17 protein-coding genes are annotated in these 24,971 nt (G+C 63.9%); 4 read left to right on the forward strand and 13 right to left on the reverse strand.

Annotated features, from left to right (window positions below):
• Nucleotides 1-35: 35 nt before the first annotated feature.
• From N7E70_RS23610 to N7E70_RS23660, 11 genes are all read right to left on the reverse strand, one after another.
• Complete coding sequence (locus tag N7E70_RS23610; protein WP_067964419.1) at nt 36-1,628, reverse strand: peptide ABC transporter substrate-binding protein; 1,593 nt, start codon at nt 1,626-1,628, stop codon at nt 36-38.
• Nucleotides 1,629-1,817: 189 nt separating this feature from the next.
• Complete coding sequence (gene bglA, locus N7E70_RS23615; protein WP_154385966.1) at nt 1,818-3,449, reverse strand: beta-galactosidase BglA; 1,632 nt, start codon at nt 3,447-3,449, stop codon at nt 1,818-1,820.
• Complete coding sequence (gene glgX, locus N7E70_RS23620) at nt 3,446-5,467, reverse strand: glycogen debranching protein GlgX (RefSeq protein WP_154385967.1); 2,022 nt, start codon at nt 5,465-5,467, stop codon at nt 3,446-3,448. Before glgX ends, bglA begins: the two co-directional genes overlap by 4 nt.
• A gap of 205 nt (nt 5,468-5,672) precedes the next feature.
• On the reverse strand, nt 5,673-7,301 hold the full coding sequence (locus N7E70_RS23625) for an alpha-D-glucose phosphate-specific phosphoglucomutase (RefSeq protein WP_067964423.1): 1,629 nt from the start codon (nt 7,299-7,301) through the stop codon (nt 5,673-5,675).
• Entirely contained in the window at nt 7,302-8,747 is a 1,446-nt protein-coding gene (gene glgA / locus N7E70_RS23630; protein ID WP_067964425.1) for a glycogen synthase GlgA, read from the reverse strand. It lies immediately after the preceding gene.
• A gap of 3 nt (nt 8,748-8,750) precedes the next feature.
• Nucleotides 8,751-10,013, reverse strand: a complete 1,263-nt coding sequence (gene glgC / locus N7E70_RS23635) for a glucose-1-phosphate adenylyltransferase (protein WP_067964427.1) — start codon at nt 10,011-10,013, stop codon at nt 8,751-8,753.
• Between the two features lie 14 nt (nt 10,014-10,027).
• Nucleotides 10,028-12,244, reverse strand: coding sequence for a 1,4-alpha-glucan branching protein GlgB (gene glgB / locus N7E70_RS23640; RefSeq protein WP_263007799.1), 2,217 nt, complete (start codon nt 12,242-12,244; stop codon nt 10,028-10,030).
• Nucleotides 12,245-12,298: 54 nt separating this feature from the next.
• Nucleotides 12,299-14,767 (reverse strand): glycogen/starch/alpha-glucan phosphorylase, encoded by a 2,469-nt coding sequence (locus N7E70_RS23645; protein ID WP_067964431.1) that lies wholly within the window; start codon nt 14,765-14,767, stop codon nt 12,299-12,301.
• 182 nt (nt 14,768-14,949) lie between these two features.
• On the reverse strand, nt 14,950-15,732 hold the full coding sequence (locus N7E70_RS23650) for an ATP-binding cassette domain-containing protein (protein WP_067964432.1): 783 nt from the start codon (nt 15,730-15,732) through the stop codon (nt 14,950-14,952).
• Nucleotides 15,732-16,814: an ABC transporter permease gene (locus N7E70_RS23655; protein WP_067964434.1), complete on the reverse strand. Its 1,083-nt coding sequence runs from the start codon at nt 16,812-16,814 to the stop codon at nt 15,732-15,734. Before N7E70_RS23655 ends, N7E70_RS23650 begins: the two co-directional genes overlap by 1 nt.
• 103 nt (nt 16,815-16,917) lie before the next feature.
• Nucleotides 16,918-17,949, reverse strand: a complete 1,032-nt coding sequence (locus tag N7E70_RS23660; RefSeq protein ID WP_182575801.1) for a sugar ABC transporter substrate-binding protein — start codon at nt 17,947-17,949, stop codon at nt 16,918-16,920.
• Between the two features lie 282 nt (nt 17,950-18,231).
• Here N7E70_RS23660 and N7E70_RS23665 point away from each other — a divergent pair, with 282 nt between their 5' ends.
• The 4 genes from N7E70_RS23665 to N7E70_RS23680 all read left to right on the forward strand — a co-directional run bounded on the left by N7E70_RS23665 (nt 18,232) and on the right by N7E70_RS23680 (nt 22,215).
• On the forward strand, nt 18,232-19,470 hold the full coding sequence (locus N7E70_RS23665; protein WP_067964436.1) for an ROK family transcriptional regulator: 1,239 nt from the start codon (nt 18,232-18,234) through the stop codon (nt 19,468-19,470).
• 2 nt (nt 19,471-19,472) lie between these two features.
• Nucleotides 19,473-19,919, forward strand: coding sequence for an RbsD/FucU family protein (locus tag N7E70_RS23670; protein WP_067964438.1), 447 nt, complete (start codon nt 19,473-19,475; stop codon nt 19,917-19,919).
• Nucleotides 19,916-20,839: a carbohydrate kinase family protein gene (locus N7E70_RS23675; RefSeq protein ID WP_067964440.1), complete on the forward strand. Its 924-nt coding sequence runs from the start codon at nt 19,916-19,918 to the stop codon at nt 20,837-20,839. Before N7E70_RS23670 ends, N7E70_RS23675 begins: the two co-directional genes overlap by 4 nt.
• A gap of 233 nt (nt 20,840-21,072) precedes the next feature.
• The gene (locus tag N7E70_RS23680; RefSeq protein ID WP_263007804.1) at nt 21,073-22,215 is read left to right on the forward strand and encodes a DegT/DnrJ/EryC1/StrS family aminotransferase; all 1,143 of its coding nucleotides are present in this window, start codon (nt 21,073-21,075) and stop codon (nt 22,213-22,215) included.
• 14 nt (nt 22,216-22,229) lie between these two features.
• On the opposite strand, the gene cysQ is transcribed toward N7E70_RS23680, so the two are convergent.
• Both cysQ and cysN read right to left on the reverse strand, forming a co-directional pair.
• Nucleotides 22,230-23,081 (reverse strand): 3'(2'),5'-bisphosphate nucleotidase CysQ, encoded by an 852-nt coding sequence (cysQ, locus tag N7E70_RS23685; RefSeq protein ID WP_154385969.1) that lies wholly within the window; start codon nt 23,079-23,081, stop codon nt 22,230-22,232.
• The gene (cysN, locus tag N7E70_RS23690) at nt 23,032-24,969 is read right to left on the reverse strand and encodes a sulfate adenylyltransferase subunit CysN (protein WP_263007805.1); all 1,938 of its coding nucleotides are present in this window, start codon (nt 24,967-24,969) and stop codon (nt 23,032-23,034) included. The genes cysQ and cysN overlap by 50 nt, the downstream gene beginning before the upstream one ends.
• Between the last annotated feature and the right edge of the window lie 2 nt (nt 24,970-24,971).

Genomic DNA, 24,971 nt, shown 5'->3' on the forward strand with positions numbered 1-24,971 from the left:
CGCCCCCTTTTTCAGGGGCGGCGGCAGAGCCGGGACTAGTCCTTGCTGACGAAGCGTGAAGGATGAACGTCCATGACGTTCTCGTCGAAGCCCTTGATCTTCGGCGAAACGAGGTTCTTGTAGCTGTAGTAGAGCAGCGGGATCTGGCCGACATCATCGATCAAGATGCGTTCTGCTGCCGCCATTTCCTTCAGGCGTTCTTCCGGCTTGCCGCCAGCGGCGGCTGCCTTGTTCATGGCCTCCTCAAACTTTGGGCTATTGTAGTTCGAGTAGTTGTTGCCGGAAGCCTTGCGCGAGATGCCGAGGAAGCTTTCCGGATCCTTGTAGTCGGCAATCCAGCCCGCACGAGCGACGTCGAAGTCACCCTTCTGCTCGAGATGACCGTAGTGGGTCTTGGTGTCGGTGTTGAGCAGCGTCACCTCGATGCCGAGCGGCTTGAGCTGCTCCTGGATCGCGACTGCCGTGTTCTTGTGGTTCTCCGACGTGTTGTAGCGGATTTCCATCTTCAGCGGCTTGTCGGGGCCGTAGCCGAGCTTCTCGAGAACCTTCTTGGCTTCATCCTCGCGGTCGATCTGCGACTTGTCGGCGAAGGTCGCCAGTGCCGAAGTGTAGCCTTCGATACCGGGCGGCACCATCGAGTAGCCGGGGATCATCGAGTTCTGCCAGACCTTCTCGGCCAGGAAGTCGCGGTCGATGGCCATCGACACTGCATTGCGCAGCTCGACATTGTCCCACGGCGCCTTGTCCGTCTTGATCGCGTAGTAGTAGGTGCCGAGATAGGCGCCGATACGCAGCTGATCGCCGAATTTGGCCTTCAGGTCAGCCATCTGCTCGGTCGGGATATCGTCGTTGCTGTCGAGTTCGCCAGCCTCGAAGCGCTTGATGGCGGTCGAGCGGTCTTCCGTCGGGAAGTAGTTGACGGCGTCGAGCTTCACATTGGCGGCGTCATGGAACTTCGGGTTCTTGACCAGCTTGATGTGATCGTTCGGGACGAATTCAGCGAGCGTGAACGCGCCGTTGGAAACCAGGTTGCCCGGCTTGATCCAATCGGCGCCGAGCTTGTCGATGGCGGCCTTGTTGACCGGATAGGTCGACTGGTGCGTCAGCATTTCGAGGAAGTATGGGGTCGGTGCCTTGAGGGTCACTTCGAAGGTGTTGGCATCGACTGCCTTGACGCCGAGTTCTTCGGGCTTGGCCTTGCCGGTGTTCACTTCTTCGCCGTTCTTCACGACATAGAGCATCGAAGCATATTCGGCGCCGGTGGCCGGATCCTCGAGGCGGCGGAAGGAGTAGACGAAGTCTTCGGCGGTAACCGGGCTGCCATCCGACCAGGTAGCGCCCTGACGGAGCTTGAAGGTGTAGACGGTGCCGTCGTCCGAAACGGTCCAGCTCTCGGCTGCACCCGGAATGATTTCGGCATTCTGGTCCTGCATGACAAGACCTTCGAACAGGTCGCGCAGGATGTGGGCTTCATAGACCGTCGATGTCTTGTGCGGATCCAGCGATTCCGGATCGGCCGAATTGCCGCGATTGAAGACGACCTCCGCAAAAGCCGGAACGGACAACGCTCCAGCAGACAGCGCAAGCGTCGTAGCGAACACTGTCGCTTTCAGCATGTTCTTCAGCATGTGTTACTTCTCCCAAATAGGCGTGTTCCCCGTAAACACGGCCTCGCCTGGTTAGCGCCCGAATGCCGGATCTGTCCGGTTTCGTTGAGCGAGCCGGCAGCTCCCTACCGCCAGCGGTGGCTGACACTAGACACGACAATTTTTATTTTCAACACGACTCGTGCTCACCTAAAGTCAACTTGAGCGAGTTCAAACTAAGCGCCCGATAAAGTAATCGAGCGGCGCCAAGGTGATACGGTCTTTTTCGACTTCACCCAAAGCTCCGGGAAACGGCACCGGGCTCAAGCCGCCAAGCCTTGCCGGAACTGGCCATGACGCCGCTTTCTCGGAAAAATTGAACACGCACAGCAGCCGTTCGGCCCCTTCCTCACGCAGGAAAGCGAGCACGTCGCCCTTGGTTTCCAGCAGCTCAATCGAGCCGTGGATAAGTGGCGGAAGCGTCCTGCGCGCCGCGAGCACCGCCCTGTAACGACACAGAACTGATTCCGCGTCGCGCTGCTGGCGGTCGACCGCCAGGGCACGATGGGCAGCCGAAATCGGCAGCCAGGGCTTGCCGTCGGAGAAGCCACCCTGCTCTGCCTGGGCCTCCCACACCATCGGCGTGCGGCAGCCGTCGCGGCCCTTGTAACCCGGCCAGAAGCGGATGCCGTAAGGATCGCGCAAGTCTTCGAAAGCAACGTCGGCTTCTTCAAGACCAAGCTCCTCGCCCTGGTAGATGCAGATCGAACCGCGCAGGCAGGCAAGCAGGGCAATGGAGAATTTGGCCACCGCCTCCGGGTCGCCGCCGGGCCGCGTCCAGCGCGTGACATGGCGGATGACGTCATGGTTGGAGAAGGCCCAGCAGACCCAGCCGTCGGTCACCGCCGCCTCGAAATCGGCAATGCATTTGCGGACGTGGGCGGCGGAGAATTTCGGGCCAAGCAGGTCGAATGTGTAGCACATATGCAGCTTGTCGCCGCCCGAGGTGTAGGCCGCCACCGTCTGCAGCGAGCGCTCGCCGTCGCCGACCTCACCGACCGAACTGCGACTGCCATATTCGTCGAGCACGGCGCGAAAGCGCTCGAGAAAGGCGATGTTTTCCGGCCGCGTCTTGTCGAACAGATGGTCCTGGTACTCGTAGGGATTGGCTTCCTCGTTCTCGCCGGCAACGCTTTTCGCCAAGGGCGGGTTGTCGCGCAGCCACTTGTCGTGGACGTAGAAATTCACCGTGTCGAGCCGGAAGCCGTCGACCCCCCGATCGAGCCAGAAGCGAACCGTTTCCAGAAGCGCTGCCTGCACTTCGGGATTGTGGAAGTTGAGATCCGGCTGCGAGGCGAGGAAATTGTGCTGGTAATATTGCTTGCGCGTCGAATCCCACTCCCAGCCCGGACCGCCGAAGATCGACAGCCAGTTGTTCGGCGCGGTGCCGTCGGGCTTGGGCTGGGCCCAGACATACCAGTCGGCCTTGGGATTGTCGCGGCTCATCCGGCTTTCGACGAACCAGGGATGCTTGTCGGACGAGTGCGACAGCACCTGGTCGATGATGATCTTCAGCCCGAGGCGGTGCGCCTCCGATATCATCGCGTCGAAGTCGGCGAGCGTGCCGAACATCGGATCGACGTCACAATAATCGGAGACGTCGTAGCCCATGTCGGCCATCGGCGACTTGAAGAAGGGCGACAGCCAGACCGCATCGACGCCCAGCGAGGCGATATGCGGCAGGCGCCTGGTGATGCCGGCGAGATCGCCGCTGCCGTCGCCGGTGCTGTCCTGGAACGAGCGCGGATAGACCTGGTAAATGACGCAGCCGCGCCACCAGTCGGCACCGGATTGCTGGGTCATGGCTGATCTCCTGGGCTTTCGGCCTGAGGCCGTTCGATCGCAAATGAAACGCTGCGCGCCGGCACGGCAAAACGCCCGCCGCCCGGATGTGCCCCGGCCATCGCCTGTCGCCATTCGAAGGCCGAACGCGCAGGCAGGGCAAAATGGACATCGCGCCGCGCGCCGTTGATCATGACGGCAAGCCGGCCGCCCTCTGCGGCACCATTGCCCAGAAGCATCGTCAGGCGGTGACGGTCGGGTTCATGCCAGTTGGCGTCGCTCATCGCCCGGCCGGCCTCGGTCAGCCATTCGACGTCCGCCACCTGCGCGCCATCAGGGACTGCGCCGCTGAGGAAGCCGACTTGCGCCAGCGCCGGCACCTCTCGCCTCAGCTTGCCAAGTTCAGCAACGAAGTCCTCCAGGGCGACGTCACGCTCGGCCCAGTCGAGCCAGGTCAGTTCGTTGTCCTGGGCGTAGGCATTGTTGTTGCCGCGCTGGCTCCGGCCGAATTCGTCTCCCGCCGTCAGCATGATGGCGCCACGCGAGGCAAACAGCGTCGCCAGCAAGGCGCTGATATCGCGACTGCGCTCGGCCGATATCTCGGGATCGCCGCTCTCGCCCTCGACGCCGTTGTTCCAGGAAAAGTTCTCGTTGTGGCCGTCGTGGTTGTGTTCGCCATTGGCCTCGTTGTGCTTGCGCTCGTAGCGGACGAGGTCGGCGACCGTCATGCCGTCATGGGCGGCAATGAAGTTCACCGTCCGCGTCTGCGCCCCGCCGCCGAAGCTGTCGGAGGATCCGGCGAGCCGTGTCGCCAGCGCGCCGACCAAACCGCGGTCGCCGCGCCAGAAACGCCTGACGTCGTCGCGGTAGCGGTCGTTCCATTCGAGAAACTCCGGGGGAAAGCCGCCAAGCCGGTAGCCGTTGTGGCCGATGTCCCAGGGTTCGGCGATCAGGACGCGGTCGCCGATAACGGGGTCCCGCCGCATCGCCTGCAACAACGGTGCGTCAGCACTGAATTCACCGCCGACCCGCCCCAGCACCGGCGCGAGATCGAAGCGGAAGCCGTCGATGCCGGCGTGGACGATGAAATGCCGCAAGCTATCGAGCACGAGTTCCCCGACCACCGGATGGTCGCAGGCGAGCGTGTTGCCGGTTCCGGTGTCGTTGGCATAACGGCCGGGATCGTCGACCGCCGGACGATAGTAGGCGCCATTGTCCAAGCCGCGCAGCGACAGGGTCGGCCCGAATTCATCGCTTTCGGCGGTGTGGTTGAAGACCAGGTCGAGGATCACGCCGATGCCGGCGGCATGCAGTGCCGCCGTCGTCTCGCTGAGATCGGCCAGGCCGCCGGGCGCCAGGCGCGGGTCGAGCGCCATGAAGGTCACCGGATTGTAGCCCCAGGCATTGCTGAGGCCGAGGCGCGGCAAGTGGCGTTCGTCCATCGTCGCCGTCACCGGCATCAGCTCGACCGCCGACACGCCGATCTTCAACAGATGGTCGATGATGACAGGCTCGGCCAGCGCCCGGATGGTGCCGCGCAGGCGCTTGGGCACATCGGGATGGCGCAGGGTGAAGGCGCGGACCGGCACCTCGTAGATCAACCCGCCCGGCCGAAACGCCGATGCTGCGTGCGGCACGATGGGCAGCCTCTCGGCCACAGCCTTAGGCATCAGCCCGGCACTGTCGCCGCCCTGCCCCCTCGGGGCCGCAAGCCGGCCGTCATAGCGATAGGACCGGTCGAGCCTGAGCGCATAAGGATCGACCAGCAGCTTGTCGGGATCGAACCACAAGCCATTGTCGGGCGCATATGGCCCGTCGGCGCGAAAGCCGTAGCGGGTGCCTGCGCCCAGTCCCGGGACATCAAGGGCGAAAACGCCGTCGTCACTGCGGGGCATTTCCAGCCGGGCCGTCTCCGCCTTGCCGTCGGCGTCGTAGACAGACACCCAGATGCGTTCGGCGGCGCCGGACCAGACGGCAAAACGGATACCGTCATCGGTTACCGTCGCGCCGAGAGCCGGGGTGCTGCGACCCTGGATCATCGGGCAGCACCGGTGCGGCCAGCCAATCTCCCCCCTTGTGGGGGAGATGTCCGGCAGGACAGAGGGGGGCGCGAAGGATCGCGACCTCTCCGGACAGGGAGCAGGCTCGTCCGGCAAACGTCGGAGGAAAGCGCTCTACGTTGCCCCCCTCTGTCCTGCCGGACATCTCCCCCACGAGGGGGGAGCTCAGCCGAAATCGACCATTTCACGTAATCACGCTCGGCTTGTCGCGGCCGGTGTGGCTGCGGATGCCGGCGATGTCGTCGGCGGCCTTGATCAGGTCGGCAAGTGCGGCCTGCGTGTCCTGCCCGTGCCGCGCCGGATCGGGTTCGTAGCGCTCGATATAGACGCGCAAGGTGGCGCCCGAGGTGCCGGTGCCCGACAGGCGGAAGACGACACGCGAACCGCCTTCGAACAGCACGCGGATGCCCTGGTTCCTGCTCACCGAGCCGTCGACAGGATCGTTGTAGGCAAAGTCGTCGGCACTGGCGATCTTCATGCCCTGAACGCTGGTTCCCGGCAGCGACGCCAGCTTGCCGCGCAGGGCGTCGACCAGCGCATTGGCCTTGTCGGTCTCGACCTCTTCATAGTCATGGCGCGAATAATAGTTCTGGCCATAGGTCGCCCAATGCTTGGCGACGATGTCCTTGGCGCTCTCGCCGCGCACGGCAAGAATGTTGAGCCACAAAAGCACCGCCCACAGCCCGTCCTTCTCGCGGACATGGTCTGAACCGGTGCCGGCACTCTCCTCGCCGCAGATCGTCGCCATGCCGGCGTCGAGCAGATTGCCGAAGAACTTCCAGCCGGTCGGCGTCTCGTACATGCCGATGCCGAGCTTCTCGGCAACCCGGTCGGCGGCACCGCTGGTCGGCATCGAGCGGGCGATGCCCTTGAGGCCGGCCTTGTAGCCCGGCGCGAGATGGGCGTTGGCCGCCAGCATCGCCAGCGAATCCGACGGCGTGATGAAGATGCCGCGGCCGATGATCAGGTTGCGGTCGCCGTCGCCGTCCGAAGCGGCGCCGAAATCAGGCGCATCAGGCCCCATCATCTCGTCATAGAGATGCTTGGCGTGGACCAGGTTCGGATCGGGATGGTGGCCGCCGAAATCCTCCAGCGGCACGAAGTTGCGGGCGGTGCCCTCGGCAGCGCCGAGGCGGCGCTCGAGGATCTCCTTGGCGTAGGGGCCCGTCACCGCGTGCATGGCGTCGAAACGCATGCGGAAGCCCGACTTGAACAGGGCGCGCAAGGCGTCGAAATCGAACAAAGTCTCCATCAACTCGGCATAGTCGGTGACGGGGTCGACGACCTCGACCTTCATGCCGCCGACCTCGAAGGTGCCTGTTTTGTCGAGATCGACAGCGCCGATGTCGGCGATCCTGTAGGCCGAAATGACCTTGCTGCGGGCATAGATCGCATCGGTCATCTTCTCCGGCGCCGGACCGCCGTTTTCGGCATTGTACTTGATGCCGAAATCCTCGTGCGGGCCGCCGGGATTGTGGCTGGCCGACAGGATCAGCCCGCCAAAGGCCTTGCGTTTGCGGATCAGGTTGGAGGCCGCCGGCGTCGACAGGATGCCGCCCTGCCCGACAACGACGCGGCCGAAGCCGTTGGCCACCGCCATGGCGATGACCTTCTGGATCACCTCGCGATTGTAGAAGCGGCCGTCGCCGCCGACGACCAGCGTCTTGCCGGCGAAACCTTCGAGCGAATCGAACACCGACTGGATGAAGTTCTCGGCATAGTTCGGCTGCTGGAAGACCGGCACCTTCTTGCGCAGGCCCGACGTGCCGGGCTTCTGGTCGGTATAGGGCGTGGTGGCGACGGTGCGAATCATTCAGGCATCCCTTTTTGAGAGAAGCATGCGGTAAAGTGCGGCATATTTCTGGGCGCTGCGGTCCCAGGATACATCCGACTTCATGCCCTGCTTCTGGATTGCCGCCCAGACTGCCGGCTCGGCATGCAGCGCATTGGCCCTCGATATGGCGTGGTGGAAGGCGCCGGCGTCTTCGGGCGCGAACTGGAAACCGGTGGCGACGCCGGCCGCAACCGCTGCCTCGTTGGCGTCGATGACGGTATCGGCCAGCCCGCCGGTGCGCGCGACGATCGGCACGCAGCCATAACGCAGGCCATAAAGCTGGGTCAGGCCGCATGGCTCGAAACGCGACGGGATCAGGATACCGTCGGCGCCGCCCTGCAGCAGATGCGACAGGCCCTCGTCATAACCGATGACGACGCCGACACGGCCGCGATGGCGGGCGGCAGCGGCGAGAAGCGCGCCTTCCAGCCCGGCATCGCCCGAGCCCAGTATCGCCAGCCGCGCGCCGGAGGCGACCACCGGATCGATGATGGTCGAAAGAATGTCGATGCCCTTCTGCCAGGTCAGGCGGCTGACGACGCAATAGATCGGACCGTCGTCACGATCGAGCGTCATGCGCTCTTCGATCGCCCGCTTGTTGGCCTTGCGCCCCTTCAGGCTCTTGGACGTGTAGGTGGCCGCAAGATGGGTGTCGGTCTCCGGGTTCCAGATGTCGTCGTCGATGCCGTTGACGATGCCGTAAAGGTCGGGCGAGCGCAGGTTGATCAGCCCGTCGAGCCCCATGCCGAAGGCCGGAGTGCGAATTTCCTGGGCGTAGGTCGGGCTGACGGTGGTGATCGCCCACGCTGCCTGCAGGCCGGCCTTGAGGAAGCCGACGCCGCCATAATATTCGACGCCGTCGAGCGCCATCGCCTGCTGCGGCAGGCCGAGGCCGGCAAAGATGCTGGCGCCGAACTGCCCCTGGAAGGCGAGGTTGTGCACCGTCATGACAGACGGCACATCAGCCGCCTCGCCATAACGCATATAGGCAAGCGTCATCGCCGACTGCCAGTCATGGGCGTGCACGATGTCGGGCCTGTAGTCCTTGACCACACCCGCAGCGATGTCGGCGCCGACACGGCCGAGTGCTGCAAAGCGCCGCCAATTGTCCTGCCAATCGGCACCGGTGACGTCGCCATAGGGTCCGCCGGGCCGGTCGAACAGATGCGGCGCGTCGAGCACCAGCATGTCGAGGCCGGCGATCTCGGCTGAATGGAGCGCTGCCTTGCCGCCTTGCAAGGCGGGGTAGTGATGAACCGTCTTTTTCTTCTTCAGCGCGTTCATCACCACGGGATAACCCGGCACCAGGCTGCGGGTGGCGACGCCGAGCCCGGCAAGTGCCGCCGGCAAGGCGCCGGTGACGTCGGCCAGCCCGCCGGTCTTGATCAGCGGGAAGATCTCGGGCGTGACCGAAAGCACCTGCACCGGTTACGACTCCAGCCTGTTGATCATGTCCTGGGTGATCAGGCAGATGCCTTTTTCCGAGACGCGGAAACGCTTGGCGTCGAGCACCGGATCCTCACCGACGACAAGTCCCTCCGGTATCTGGACGCCATGATCGATGACGACCCGTTTGAGCCGCGCATTGCGGCCGACATAGCAGGCCGGCAGCATCACCACATCCTCGAGCGTCGAATAGGAATTGATGCGCGCGCCGGTGAAGATCAGGCTGCGCTTCAGCGAGGCGCCCGAGACGATGCAGTCGCCCGAGACCAGTGACGATATGGCGGACCCGCGCCGGCCGTCCTCGTCATGGACGAACTTGGCCGGCGGCGTCAGTTCCGAATAGGTCCAGATCGGCCAGTCGCGATCATAGAGGTCGAGTTCGGGCGTGATGTCGGTGAGGTCGATATTGGCTTCCCAATAGGCGTCGACGGTGCCGACGTCGCGCCAGTAGGCCTCGCCTTCCATGCTCGAGCGCACGCAGGACTTGGCGAAACGATGGGCGACGGCTTTGCCGTGCTGGACGATGTAGGGAATGATGTCCTTGCCGAAGTCGCGGCTCGATTCCGGTTCGTTGGCGTCGCGGCGCAACTGCTCCATCAGGAACTTGGTCTTGAAGACATAGATGCCCATCGAGGCCAGCGCATAGTCCGGCTTGTCGGGGATGCCGGGCGGATCGGCCGGCTTTTCGATGAAGGAAATAATGTTGTCCTTCTTGTCGACATGCATGACGCCGAAGCCGGTCGCCTCCATGCGCGGCACCTCGAGGCAGCCGACGGTGACGTCGGCGCCGGCGTCGACGTGCTGGCGCAGCATCAGCTCGTAATCCATCTTGTAGATGTGGTCGCCGGCGAGGATGACCATGTATTCGGGGCCGTAAGCCTCGATGATGTCGATGTTCTGGTAGACCGCATCCGCTGTGCCTTCATACCACTGCGTTTCGGAGACGCGCTGGCTTGCAGGCAGGATGTCGAAACTCTCGTTGCGCTCCGGCCTGAGGAAGTTCCAGCCACGCTGCAGGTGGCGGATCAGCGAATGCGCCTTGTACTGGGTGGCAACGCCCAGGCGGCGAATGCCCGAGTTCAGCGCATTGGACAGCGCAAAATCGATGATGCGGGTCTTGCCGCCGAAATAGACCGCGGGCTTGGCGCGCCGGTCGGTCAGTTCCTTGAGCCGGCTGCCGCGCCCGCCGGCAAGCACATAGGCCATGGCATCGCGCGCCAGCGGCTGGTTTCTCTTCAGTTCCATGCCATCCTCCCTGCTCAGTCCGCCACAAATTCGAGCATGATCGTCGCGAGCGGCGGCAGAAGCAGCACAGCCGCTGCCCCTCCTCCATCCGTCGGGTGCGCGGTGACCATGCCGCTGTTGCCTTTGCCCGACCCGCCATAGTCCAGCGCGTCGGAGTTGAAGATTTCCCGCCATGTGCCTGCCTTTGGCAGCGGCACGCGATAGCCGTCGCGCAGAACCGGCGTGAAGCTAGAGATGACGGCGATGGGTGCAGCGCCAGGCGCCTTGCGCAGCCAGGCGAAGACGGAATTCGCGGCATCGTCGACGATCAGCCACTCGAAGCCTTCGGGCTCGCAGTCGCGGGCATGCAGCGCCGGGCGCGAGCGGTAGAGCTGGTTGAGATCACGCACCAGCTGCCAGACACCGCGATGCGGGGCGAAGTCGAGCAGGTTCCAGTCGAGCGCCCTTGCCTCGCTCCATTCCGCGCGCTGGGCAAACTCCTGGCCCATGAACAGGAGCTTCTTGCCGGGATAACCCCACATGAAGGCATAGTAAGCGCGCAAAGTCGCGAACTTCTGCCAGTCGTCGCCGGCCATCTTGGCGAGCAGCGTGCCTTTGCCATGCACGACCTCGTCATGCGACAGCGGCAGGACGAAATTCTCGCTGAAGGCGTAGAGCAGCCCGAAGGTGATCTCGTTGTGATGATGCTTGCGATGCACCGGCTCCTTGGCAAGGTACTCCAGCGTGTCGTGCATGAAGCCCATGTTCCATTTGAAGCCGAAGCCGAGCCCGCCTTCATGCACCGGCTGCGACACCTTGGGCCAGGAGGTCGATTCCTCGGCGATGGTCATCACACCGGGATGGGCGCCATAGACAGCCGCATTCATCTTCTGCAGGAAACGCACCGACTCCAGGTTCTCGCGGCCGCCGAACTCGTTGGGGATCCACTCGCCTTCCTTGCGCGAGTAGTCGAGATAGAGCATCGAGGCCACAGCATCCACGCGCAGCCCGTCGACATGGTATTTCTCTGCCCAGAACAGGGCATTGTTGACCAGGAACGACACCACTTCGCGCCGGCCGAAATTGTAGATCGCGGTGTTCCAGTCGGGATGGAAGCCCTGGCGCGGGTCGGCATGCTCGTAGAGTGCTGTGCCATCGAAATGCGCCAGTCCGTGTTCGTCGACGGGGAAATGCGCCGGCACCCAGTCGAGGATGACGCCGATGCCGGCACGATGGGCGCCGTCGACGAAGCGGGCAAAACCTTCGGGTTCACCGAAGCGGGCGGACGGCGCATAAAGCCCCGTCGTCTGGTAGCCCCAGGACGGGTCGTAGGGATGTTCCGAGATCGGCAGGAACTCGATATGGGTGAAGCCGGTGTCGACGGCATAAGGGATCAGCCGGTCGGCCATCTCGTCCCAGGACAGGAAGCCGCCGTCGTCGCGGCGCTGCCACGAGCCGGCATGGACCTCATAGATGCTGATCGGCTCGCGCCTGTGGTCGGCCGACTTCCAGTGGGCGCGATGCTCGGCATCGCCCCATTCATGCGCCGGCGGCGTGTCGGTCACAGAGGCGGTTGCCGGGCGCAGTTCCGAGCGGATGGCGAAAGGATCGGCCTTGAGCGGCAGCCTGACGCCGCGGGACCCGATCAGCTCGAACTTGTAGGGCCGGCCCGGACCGATGTCGGGCACGAAGATCTCCCAGATGCCGGTGTCCTGGCGCAGGCGCATCGGATGCCTGCGGCCGTCCCAGTCGTTGAAGTCGCCGACCACCGAAACCCGGTGCGCGTTGGGCGCCCAGACGGCGAAATGCACGCCGTCAGCGCCTTCATGCGTAATCAGATGCGCGCCGAGCTTGTCGAACAGGCGGAGATGCGAGCCTTCAGAGATGAAGTAGTCGTCCATCGGCCCGAGCACCGGGCCGAAGCTGTAGGCATCGGTCACCCACCAGTCGCCGCCGGCATTTTTTGCCAGATAACGCAGCGGCTGGCGCTTGCGGATCGACAGCTTGCCTTCGAAGAAACCGGCATCGTTGCGGCGGGCAAGATCGCCGCACGCCTTGCCTTCAATCGTGTGGACGGTGACGGTCTCGGCATGCGGGATGAAACAACGTGCAAGAAAGCCCTTGCCCGACTGCTGGAGCCCGAGCACCGCGAACGGGTCGCCATGGGTGCCGTTCACGATCGCCTCGATATCGCCGTCCGTGGCTCTGTCGAGCTCCGGTTTCGTTTCGGCGGCCGCGCCGGGCTTCAGCATGTCTTGGTGTCCCCTCCCAGGGTTTCTTCGGCGAGGTCAGTTCATGCAATCACATCAGGCCGGTACGTTCCAGATTTCTTTGGCATATTGACGGATTGTCCGGTCCGAAGAGAACCAGCCGACACGCGCGACATTGCGAATGGCGCGCGCGTACCAGTCCGGGCTGTCGCGCCAGACAGTGTCGACCTGGCGCTGGGCAGCGGCATAAGAATCGAAGTCGGCGGCGACCATGAACCAGTCGTGCTGGTAGAGCCCGTCCATCAGCTCGCGGTAGCGCGCGGGGTCGTCGGGCGAGAACACGCCTGAGGAAATCGCAGCGACCGCCTGCTTGAGTTCAGGCGAACCGTCGATCACCGCCGCCGGCTGGTAGGAGCTGTTGCGGCGCTGGGCAACCTCCTCGGTGGTCAGGCCGAAGATGAAGATGTTGTCGTCGCCGACATGCTCCTTGATCTCGACATTGGCGCCGTCGAGCGTGCCGATGGTGAGCGCGCCGTTGAGCGCGAACTTCATGTTGCCGGTACCAGACGCCTCCATGCCCGCCGTCGAGATCTGCTCCGACAGGTCGGCCGCCGGCATCAGGATCTCGGCGACGCTGACATTGTAGTTCGGCACGAAGACGACCTTGAGCAGCCCGCGCACCGATGGATCGCTGTTGATCACCCTGGCGACGTCATTGGCCAGTTTGATGATCAGCTTGGCGTTGTGGTAGCTGGGTGCCGCCTTGCCGCCGAAGAACTTCACCCGCGGCATCCATTCGCGCTCGGGATGCGAGCGGATCTGGTCGTAGAGCGCCACCGCCTCGATGATGTTCAGCAGCTGGCGCTTGTATTCGTGGATGCGCTTGATCTGGATGTCGAACAGCGCCGACGGATCGACCTTGATGCCCAGCCGCTCGGCGACGAGGTTCGACAGCCGCACCTTGTTGGCGCGCTTGACGGCGGCGAACTTGTCGCGGAACGCGGCATCTCCGGCAAAGCCGTCGAGCTCGCGGATCGCCTCGATGTCGTCAAGGAAGCGGTCGCCGATGGCTTCGCGCGCCAGGCCGGTCAAGCCGGGATTGCACTGGATCAGCCAGCGCCGCGGCGTGATGCCGTTGGTCTTGTTGTTGATGCGGTCGGGATAGAGGCTGTGCAGGTCGGCAAACACCGTTTCCTTCATCAGCTCGGTGTGCAGTGCCGAGACGCCGTTGACGCTGTGCGAGCCTGCGAAGGCAAGATTGCCCATGCGAACGCGGCGCTCGCCATTCTCCTGGATCAGCGAGATACGGCTGATCTGCTCACCATTGAAGCGGCCGGTCGCCCTGGCTTCGAGCAGAACCTCGGCATTGATGGCGTAGACGATCTGCATGTGGCGCGGCAGAAGCCGCTCGAACAGCGGCACCGGCCAGCTTTCGAGCGCTTCCGGCAAAAGCGTATGGTTGGTGTAGGCAAAGGTCCGCCTGGTGATGTCCCAGGAGGTGTCGAAATCCATGCCATGGACATCCATCAGCAGGCGCATCAGCTCGGGCACGGCGACGGCGGGATGGGTGTCATTGAGGTGGATCGCCGCCTTGTCGGGCAAGGAGATGAGGTCGCCATATTTGCTGATGTGGCGCTGCAGGATGTCCTGCAGCGAGGCCGTCGAGAAGAAATACTCCTGACGCAGCCTGAGCTCCTGCCCCTCCTTGTGCGAGTCGGCGGGATAGAGCACGCGCGACAGCGCGTCGGCCTTATTGCTTTCGGCCAGCGCACCGATGTGGTCGCCGGCATTGAACCTGTCGAGCAGGATCGGATCGAGCGGCATGCCAGACCACAGCCTGAGCGTGTTGACGCGCGCGCCGCGCCAACCCACCACGGGGGTGTCGTAGGCAACCGCCAGCACGCGGTCGGTCGGTTTCCAGACGTGGCGTTCGAGCCGTCCATCCGGTGCGGTGATCGACTCGACCGAACCGCCGAAGCCGACCTCGAAGGCGCGTTCGCGGCGCTCGAATTCCCAGGGATTGCCGTGTTCCAGCCAGGTCTCGGGCAGTTCGACCTGCCAGCCGTCATGGATTTCCTGGCGGAACATGCCGTTGGCGTAACGAATGCCGTAGCCATGGGCCGGAATGTCGACGGTCGCCATGCTTTCCATGAAGCAGGCGGCGAGCCGGCCGAGACCGCCATTGCCGAGTGCCGCGTCGGGCTCGAGCCTGGCGATGACATCGAACTCGACGCCGAGCGAGGCCAGCGCCTGGCGCATCGCGTCCATCAGGCCGAGATTGGAGAAGGCGTCGCGCATCAGCCGGCCGATCAGGAACTCCAGCGAGAGGTAATAAACCCGCTTGGCGCTCTGGTCGTAGGCCTCCTTGGTCGAGGAGATCCACTCGTCGACGATGCGGTCGCGCACCACCTTGATCGATGCGGTCAGCCAGTCATAGTCGGTCGCAACCGTGGCGTCCTTGCCGAGCCGGTACTTCAGCGCGCTGAGGATTTCGGCAGCCAGGGCCTCGGGGCTGGTATCGCCAAGCGGCGGTTCGGGGATTTTGGGGGTCACTGCGCGGGTCATCTCGCCTCTCGCATGTTGTTCGGCCACCGTTCTTCTGCCTCCCTTGCCGACACCTGTCCTCCCACACGCATGTTAGCTATTCCGAATGCGATCTCAATCGATTTAAATCTCCGCGTCAATATCTCACGACGCGGAGACAGGGGGATCTCGCGAGCGGAGACCCCCAGGTTTAGGCCGGCCGGTCAGGCAGCGATGGCCGCTTCCGGCGGCGCCTTGGCGCCGGTCATGAAAGCCACCGCATCGGACATCGAGTATTCCTTCGGATCGATGACCGTCAGCCGGCGGCCGAGGCGGTGGATATGGATGCGGTCGGCGACCTCGAAGACATGCGGCATGTTGTGCGAGATCAAGACAATCGGCAGGCCGCGCCGCTTGACGTCGAGGATCAGTTCGAGCACGCGCCGGCTTTCCTTGACGCCAAGGGCCGCCGTCGGCTCGTCCATGATCACAACCTTGGAGCCGAAGGCAGCCGCGCGTGCCACCGCCACACCCTGACGCTGGCCGCCGGACAGCGTTTCGACAGCCTGGCTGATGTTCTGGATGGTCATCAGGCCAAGTTCGGTCAGCTTTTCGCGCGCCCGCTTTTCCATCGCGCCCCGGTCGAGCATGCGGAACCAGTTGCCCATGATGCCGGGCTTCCGGATCTCGCGGCCGAGGAACATGTTGTCGGCGATCGACAGCGCCGGCGACAAAGCGAGATTCTGGTAGACCGTCTCGATGCCGGCGTCGCGCGCCTCCATCGGCGACTTGAAGTGGACCGGCTTGCCTTCAAGCAGGATCTCGCCTTCGTCGGGCGTGACCGCGCCTGAGATCGCCTTGATGAGCGACGACTTGCCGGCGCCGTTGTCGCCGATCACAGCCAGGATTTCGCCCGGATAGAGATCGAAGTCGGCATTGTTGAGGGCAGTGACGCGGCCATAGCGCTTGACCAGCCCACGGGCGGTGAGAAGAGGTTCGGTAGCCATCAGCCTGCAACCTTTCTGATCCACTGGTCGATTGCGACCGCGATGATGATGAGGGTGCCGATCAACAGATAGGTCCATTGCGGATCGGTGCCGATGAGGCGCAGGCCGAGCTGGAACACGCCGACGATCAGCGCGCCGAACAGCATGCCGAGGATGGAACCGCGACCGCCGAACAGCGAGATGCCGCCGATCACCACCGCAGTGATGGATTCGATGTTGGCGAACTGGCCTGCCGTCGGCGACACCGAGCCGATACGACCGATGAGCATCCAGCCGCCGAGCGCGCAGACCAGGCCGGAGATGACATAGACCGAAATCAGCACCCTGTTGACACGCACGCCGGAAAGCTGGGCGGCCTCGGGATCGTCGCCAATGGCATAGACATGCCGACCCCAGGCGGTGTGATTCAGGATGTACCAGAGGACGGCTACCAACAGCACCATGGCGACGACACCATAGGTGAAGACCGCATTACCGAGCCGAAAATTGGCCCCGAAGAACTGGAGGATCGGAGCCTGGGCCTCGATGTCCTGGGCGCGGATCGTCTCGTTGGCCGAATAGAGGAAATTCGTTGCGAGCACGATCTGCCAGGTGCCGAGCGTGACGATGAAGGGCGGCAGCTTCATGTAGGAGACGAGCACGCCATTGATCCAGCCGCACAATGCGCCGACGGCGAAGCCGCACAGGATCGCCAGCGACGGCGGCAGGCCGTATCGGAACGTGAACTGCCCCATGACCACAGACGACAGCACCATGATAGCGCCGACGGAGAGATCGATGCCGGCGGTCAGGATGACCAGCGTCTGGGCGGCGCCGATGATGCCGGTGATCGCCACCTGCTGCAGGATCAGCGTCATCGAGAAGGCGGAGAAGAACTTGCCGCCGATGATCAGGCCGAACAGCGCGACCGAGGTAACCAGCACGATCAGCGGCACCGCCGCGGGATTGGAGTGCAGGAAATGCTGGATCTTCTCGATTGGCGACCTTGTATGCGTATCGAAGCTGGCCACTGACGTGTCGCTGCCCGAGAGAACCTTCTCGAACTCCTGCGGCCGCCTGGCATCTGCCGAAGCGTCACTCATGTCGATTTCCTCCCATCAGGGATTTCATAGCCCCCTTGTAGGAAGGGCGACCAAGGGGTCGCCCTTCGTCTGCAAGGAAGTGTCTCGCCGTCAGGCGGTCAGATCAACCCCAGCACTTTTCCAGGCCGGTCTTCACGTCGATCGATTCCACGCCGGTGGCCGGCTTGTCGGTCACGAGCGAAACGCCGGTGTCGAAGAAGTCCTTGCCTTCGGTCGGCTTGGGCTTCTCGCCGCTGTCGGCGAACTTCTTGATCGCCTCGATGCCGAGAGCGGCCATCATCAGAGGATACTGCTGCGAGGTCGCACCGATGACGCCATCCTGGACGTTCTTGACGCCCGGGCAGCCGCCGTCGACGGAGACGATCAGCACGTTCTTCTCCATTCCCACGGCCTTGAGTGCTTCATAGGCGCCGGCAGCGGCAGGCTCGTTGATGGTGTGGACGACGGTGATGCCCGGATCCTTCTGGAGCAGGTTCTCCATCGCCTTGCGGCCACCTTCTTCATTGCCGTTGGTGACGTCGTGGCCGACGATGCGGGCATCGTCTTCGTCGCCGATCTTGTTGGCGTCCTTCACGTCGATGCCGAAGCCCATCATGAAGCCCTGGTCGCGCAGGACGTCGACGGTCGGCTGCGACGGGGTCAGGTCGAGGAAGGCAACCTTGGCGTCCTTGGCCTTGTCGCCGAGCGTGGCGGCAGCCCACTGGCCGATCAGCTTGCCGGCAAGCAGATTGTCGGTGGCGAAGGTGGCGTCGGCAGCGTCAGCCGGCTCCAGCGGGGTGTCGAGTGCGATGACCAGGATGCCGGCATCGCGCGCCTTCTTGACCGCAGGCACGATGCCCTTGGTGTCGGACGCGGTGATCAGGATGCCCTTGGCACCGTCGGCGATGCAGGTCTCGATCGCCGCGACCTGGCTTTCCGAGTCGCCGTCGATCTTGCCGGCATAACTCTTCAGCGTCACGCCGAGCTCAGTCGCCTTGGCGGTGGCACCTTCCTTCATCTTGACGAAGAAGGGGTTGGTGTCAGTCTTGGTGATCAGGCAGGCGCCGACGTCGGCAGCGGATGCAGGGGCTGCGACAGCGGCGAGCGCGGCAACGGCCGCACCAAAGACAGTCGTCTTCAGAACCGAAAATTTCATAAGGGGCACTCCTCCCAGAACCAAACCATGCACGCCCGTCAGCGGGCCGTGCTCCGGATGCTCGTTCACTCTTCCCAGTCGAGTATCCGGCGCCGACGAAACACCAATCGGGGCCGCCTGTCAATAATTAAATCACTCTTATTTATTATTGACAGGATTGCGGTCGGCCCGCATTCTGCCGCAAAAGAGAATTGCGGATTTTCAGGAAAACCGCTGAGCGGATCTCTGGAGAAGACCGCGGGCGGATCTTCTGAGAAGACCGCGAAGTATGGGAGGAAGCCGGTGGAGGCCGGGAGTTTGAGGCACGGTTCGCCCGATGCTGCGGAGACCCCGCAATTGCGCGGCACCAACCAGAGCGGCATGCGCGACCAGAACGAGCGGCTGGTGCTGTCACTGGTCAGGCAGAGCGGCGCGCTGGCCAAATCCGACATCGCCCGCATGACCGGCCTGTCGGCGCAGACCGTCTCCGTCATCATGCGCGAACTGGAGGTCGAAGGGCTTCTGCTGCGCCAGGAGCCGATCCGCGGCAAGATCGGCCAGCCCTCCATTCCGATGGCGCTCAACCCGGAAGGCGCCTTCTTCATCGGCCTCAAGATCGGTCGCCGCAGCGCCGAACTCGTGCTGATCGATTTTCTCGGCAGAACGCGGGCGATGCTGCAGAATTCCTATGGCTACCCGACGCCTCAGGACACCATCGAATTCGTGAAATCAGGCATCGCCCAGATGCGTGCCGGCCTGACGCGCGAGCAGGACAAGCGCATCGCCGGCCTCGGCGTCGCCATGCCGTTCGAGCTCTGGAACTGGGTCGACACGGCGGGTGCTCCGCGAGAAATCATGGATGCCTGGCGCAACCGCGACATCCGCGCCGACCTGCAGGCGCTGTTTTCCTTCCCCGTCTATCTCCAGAACGACGCCACCTCCGCCTGCGGCGCCGAACTGGTGTTCGGCGACATGGGCGCGCTGCGCGACTTCGTCTATTTCTACATCGGCGCCTTCGCCGGCGGCGGCGTGGTGCTGAACGGCAGGCTCTACAGCGGTCCGACGGGCAATGCCGGCGCGCTCGGCTCGATGCCGGTGCCGGGCCCCGGCGGCAGGCCAACCCAGCTCATCGACGTCGCCTCCATCGCCGTGCTCGAAAAGGCACTGAACGCCAGGGGTATCGAAGCGGCCTACCTCTGGACATCGCCCGAGGAATGGCAAGATCTCGGGCCCGACATGGGCCCCGACCTCGACAACTGGATTACGACCGCCTCGGAGGCGCTTGCCTATGCCATCGTGGCGTCGGCCTCGGTCATCGATTTCGAAAGTGCTGTCATCGACGGCTGGATGCCGGCGTCGATCCGCGCCCGCCTGGTGCAGGCAGTGCAGTCGGCGATCGGCAGGATCGACGTCGAGGGCTTGCGTATCCCGTCCGTCCGCGAGGGCACCGTCGGCATCCATGCGCGCGCCATGGGCGGCGCCAGCCTGCCGCTGTCAGAGCGCTTCCTCATCGGCTCGACCGCACCGTCGCGAGGGGTCTGATCGTGCTCATCAACATTCCCGCCCTGCTCGGACCCGAACTGCTCTTCACCTTGCGGGCGATGGGCCATGGCGACGAGATCGCCATCGTCGACGGCAACTATCCCGCGCTCGAGCATGGTCGCCGCGTCGTCCGCGCCGACGGGCTGGACCTGATCCCGGTGCTCGACGCCGTGCTGCAGGTGCTGCCGGTCGACGATTTCGTGCCGCAGGCGATCTTCCGCTCCTCGGTCAAGGGCGACCCTGACGTGTCCGACCCCGTGCATGGCGAAATCGCAGAGGTCTGTGCCCATCGCGCACCCGGCTTCGCCGTCGTGCCGCTCGCCGGTGATGCCTTCTACGACAGGGTCAAGGCGGCCCACACCATCATTGCCACCAGCGAGCCAAGGCTCTACGCCAATGTCATCGTCCGCAAGGGCGTCATCTATCCAGAGGGAACCGGCAAATCATGATCCTGTGCTGCGGCGAAGCGCTCATCGACATGCTGCCACGGCAAAGTCCCGACGGCGAACCTGCCTTTGCGCCTTATGCCGGCGGTGCGATCTTCAATTCGGCGATCGCGCTCGGGCGCCTGGGCGTGCCGACCGAATTCTTCTCCGGCCTGTCATCCGACCTGTTCGGCCAGCAGATCCGCGACGTGCTCGCAGCGAGCAATGTCGGCTCGCGCCACGCCAATCTGTCGGGACGGCCGACGACGTTGGCCTTCGTCCGGCTCGACAACGGCCACGCCACCTACACCTTCTATGACGAAAACACCGCCGGCCGCATGCTGACCGAGGCCGATCTGCCGAGCCTTGGCGACGACATCGATGCCATGCTGTTCGGCGCGATCAGCCTCATTCCCGAGCCATGCGGTTCCGCCTACGAGGCGCTGATGAAGCGCGAGCACCAGCGCCGCGTCATGATGTTCGACCCCAACATCCGGCCGGGTTTCATCCAGGACAAGCAGGCGCATCTTGGACGCATGCGCCGCATGCTTGTCATGGCCGACATCGTCAAGCTTTCGGACGAGGACCTGGCCTGGTTCGGCGAGACCGGCAGCCATGACGAGATCGCGGCGCACTGGCTGGGCCAGGGCCCGAAGCTGGTGATCGTCACCAGGGGCAGCAAGGGCGCAACCGCCTACAGCGCCAGCCATACCATCTCGGTGACGCCGGAAAAGGTAACGGTGGTCGACACAGTCGGCGCCGGCGACACCTTCAATGCCGGCGTTCTCGCCTCGCTGCACGAACAGAAGATGCTGACCAAGGACGCTGTTGCGGACCTGTCGGAACCAGCCATCGAAGCGGCACTTTCGCTCGGCGCGCGGGCCGCGGCGGTAACCGTATCCAGGGCAGGCGCAAACCCGCCATGGCGGCGCGAACTGGCCTGAATCGGGCGTTTACAGGCGATTTCAGCGATCACTTTATGTTTCGCGTCGGCAAGCCGGCTTAAACGCATCTGCCTGAAAATCCCTGTTTTCCGCCATTTTCGACGCGAAATCGCTGCAACCGAAAGTAACAGGAACCGCAGCCGCGCCCTGCATGCCGCAGGGCGCTCGGCTTTTTCGGACTCCGCAACTCTGCTATCAGCGGCGCGAAGAAACGATTGGGTTTTGGGGCAATAATGCAGTTCATCGATCTCGGCGCGCAGCGCGAACGAATCCGCGACCGTCTGAAGGCGGCCATCGACAAGGTTGTCGATGAAGGACGCTACATCCTCGGTCCGGAAGTCACCGAATTCGAGAACCAGCTCGCCGAATATGTCGGCGTCAAGCATGTGGTCGCCTGCGCCAACGGCACCGACGCGCTGCTGCTGCCTCTGCTCGCCTCCGGCATCGGCCCAGGTGATGCGGTGTTCGTGCCGAGCTTCACCTTCGCGGCCACCGCCGAAGTGGTGGCGCTTGCCAAGGCCGAGCCGGTCTTCGTCGACATCGAGCCGGATACCTACAACATATCCATCGAGAGCCTCGAAGCCGCGATCGCCATGATCAAGGCCGAAGGCCGCCTGAAGCCCAAGGCGATCATCCCGGTGGACCTGTTCGGCATCGCCGCCGACTATGCGGCCATCGATGCGATTGCCAAGCGCGAGAACCTGCTGGTCATCGAGGACGCCGCCCAGTCGATCGGCGGCTCGCAGGACGGCAAGATGTGCGGCGCCTACGGCCATGTCGCCGCCACCAGCTTCTATCCGGCCAAGCCGCTCGGCTGCTACGGCGACGGCGGTGCGATGTTCACCAACGACGACGAATTCGCCGCGCGCCTGCGTTCCTTCGCCTTCCACGGCAAGGGCGAGACCCAGTACGACAACATCCATGTCGGCCTGAACTCACGTCTCGACACGCTGCAGGCGGCGATCCTGATCGAGAAGCTCGCCATCCTCGAGGACGAGATGCAGGCACGCGCCCGTATCGCCCAGCGCTACGCCGACGGCCTCGGCGACGTGGTGAAGGCCTCGCGCGCGCCGGCCGGCGGTCGTTCCGCCTGGGCACAATACGCCATCGAGACTGCGGACCGAGACGGCCTGAAGCAGCACCTGCAGGCCGAGGGCATTCCGTCGGTCATCTACTACGTGAAGCCGCTGCATGTGCAGGTGGCCTACAGCCACTACCCGCGCACGCCGGGCGGCCTGCCGGTATCCGATGCCGTGCCGGGCACCATCCTGTGCCTGCCGATGCATCCTTACCTCAGCGAAGCCGACCAGGACCGGATCATCACCACGATCCGCAACTATGTCGGCTCCAACTCGGCCAAGATCGCGGCCGAATAAGCGGTAATTTCAGATCAGAACATGAAGGCCGGGTCGATGATCCGGCCGCTCGAGACGAAATGCGGATTGGCGAAATCCGCATCATTGGCCTGGTTGCGCTTGCCATAGACCAGCGGCGCGCCATCCAGCGTATGGGTGGTGCCGCCGGCGGCGCGCAACACCGCATCGCCCGCCGCCGTATCCCATTCCATTGTCCGGCCGAAGCGCGGATAGAGGTCGGCCTCACCAGATGCCAGCAGGCAGAACTTCAGCGACGAGCCGACCGAGACGATCTCGGCGGCATGCACGCGCTTGATGAAGGTTTCGGTCTCGGGTGTCAGGTGCGACCGGCTGGCGACGATGGTCAGCGGCTCACGGCCTTCGCGCACATGAATCTGGCGGCGGCCGGCGGCCACGCCGTCGACGATCTCGAAGGCTTCGGCCTTGCCAGGGCGGCCGGCAAAGAACCGGCCGGTGCAAGGTGCATAGACGACGCCGATTTCGGGCGCGCCGTCGCGGACAAGCGCGATATTGACGGTGAAGTCGGTGCGCCGCTTGACGAATTCCTTGGTGCCGTCGAGCGGGTCGATGACGAAGAAGGCGCGGCCGAGATCGGGCGCAATCACACCCTCCGACGTCTCTTCCTCGGCGACACATGGCACACCTGAAAAGGCCGCGCGCAATCCTTCGAGGATGATCTTTTCAGCAGCCCTGTCGGCCTGCGTGACGGGCGAGGCATCCGCCTTGTCCGTCACCGTGATCTCGGAATTGTAGACCTCCATGATCGCTCGCCCGGCCGCGATGGCCAGGCGTTCGAAGGTCTCCAGTATGGCTTCGTCAGATACCGCCGCCGTCGTCGTATTGATGCTCTGCAAGGTCTCGCTCATTCAGCCAGTGCTCGACGGTCTCGACCATCTCTTCAGGGGTCTTGCCGAGTGTCTGGAGATGAATCTCAGGATTCTCCGGCGTTTCATAGGGCGAATCGACACCGGTGAAGTTCTTTATCGCGCCGGCGAGCGCACGGGCATACAGCCCCTTGGGGTCGCGCTTGGCGCACTCCTCGAACGGCGTGTCGACAAAGACCTCGACGAACTCGCCCTGCCCCATCAATTCGCGCGCCATGCGGCGCTCGGCGCGGAACGGCGAGATGAAGGAGACGATGACGATCAGGCCGGCATCGGCCATCAACTTGGCGACTTCGGCGACGCGGCGGATGTTCTCGACACGATCCTCGTCGGTGAAGCCGAGATCGCGGTTGAGGCCATGGCGGACATTGTCGCCGTCGAGGATGTAGGTGTGGCGGCCGGCCGCGTGCAGCTTCTTTTCCAGCATGTTGGCGACTGTCGACTTGCCCGAACCAGACAGGCCGGTGAACCACAGAACCGCCGGGCGCTGGTTCTTGAGGTCGGCGCGGGCATGGCGGGTCACGTCGAGCGACTGCCAGTGGATGTTTTCAGAACGCCGCAGCGGATGCAGGATCATGCCGGCGCCGACGGTGGCGTTGCTGATCCGGTCGATCAGGATGAAGGCGCCGGTGGTGCGGTTTTCGGCAAAACTGTCGAAGGCGATAGGCGACTGGGTCGAGATGTTGCAGACGCCGACTTCGTTCATCTCCAGTGACTTGGCCGCCTCATGGGCGAAGTCGTTGACGTTGATGCGGTACTTCAGCTCGGTGACGGTGGCGCTTGCCTGGTCGGTCTCGGTGCGCAGGATGTAGGAGCGCCCCGGCAGCAGCGCCTGCTCGTCGAACCAGACGACATTGGCGGCGAACTGGTCGGCGACATCGGGCCGGGCATCAGGCGAAACCAAAAGGTTGCCGCGCGACACCTCGACCTCGTCTTCGAGCACGAGGGTGATGGCCTGGCCAGCAACGGCGCTGCGCAGGTCGCCGCCATGGGCGACGATGCGCTTGACCGTCGACGGCTTGCCTGACTTGGCGACGACGATTTCGTCGCCCTGCGAGATCGATCCGGAGGCGATCGTGCCGGCAAAGCCGCGGAAATCGAGATTGGGCCGGTTGACATATTGCACCGGGAAGCGGAACGGCCGGTCGGTCGCCTCTTCCTCAACGACAACCGTCTCGAGATGCTCGATCAGGGTCGGGCCGGAATACCAGCCCATCTTGTCCGAGCGCCGCGTGACATTGTCGCCGAAGCGCGCCGACATCGGGATCGGCACGATAGACCTGAAGCCGAGGCTTTCGGCGAAGCTGGCATATTCTGCAGTGATGCGGTCGAACACGCCCTGGTCGAAGCCGACGAGGTCGATCTTGTTGATCGCGACGACGATGTTCCTGATGCCGAGCAGCGAGGCGATGATCGAATGCCGGCGCGTCTGGCGCAGCACACCCTGGCGCGCGTCGACGAGAACGATGGCGAGGTCGGCGGTCGAGGCGCCGGTTGCCATGTTGCGGGTGTACTGCTCATGGCCGGGCGTGTCGGCGACGATGAACTTGCGCTTCGGCGTGGCGAAGAAACGGTAGGCGACATCGATGGTGATGCCCTGCTCGCGCTCGGCTTCCAGCCCGTCGACCAGCAATGCGAAATCGACATCCTCGCCCGTGGTGCCATGCTTGCGGGAATCGCGCTCCAGGGCCGCGAGTTGATCCTCGAATATCTGCTTGGTGTCGGACAAAAGCCGGCCGATCAGTGTCGACTTGCCGTCATCGACCGAACCGCAGGTCAGGAAACGCAGGAGCGACTTCTGCTCCTGGCCGGCGAGATATTCGCGGACGCTTTCTGCAGCCTCGACCTTGTTTGCCAGTGCGTGCCGCATGC

The sequence above is a fragment of the Aminobacter sp. NyZ550 genome (assembly GCF_025628925.2).
Lineage (GTDB): Bacteria > Pseudomonadota > Alphaproteobacteria > Rhizobiales > Rhizobiaceae > Aminobacter > Aminobacter ciceronei.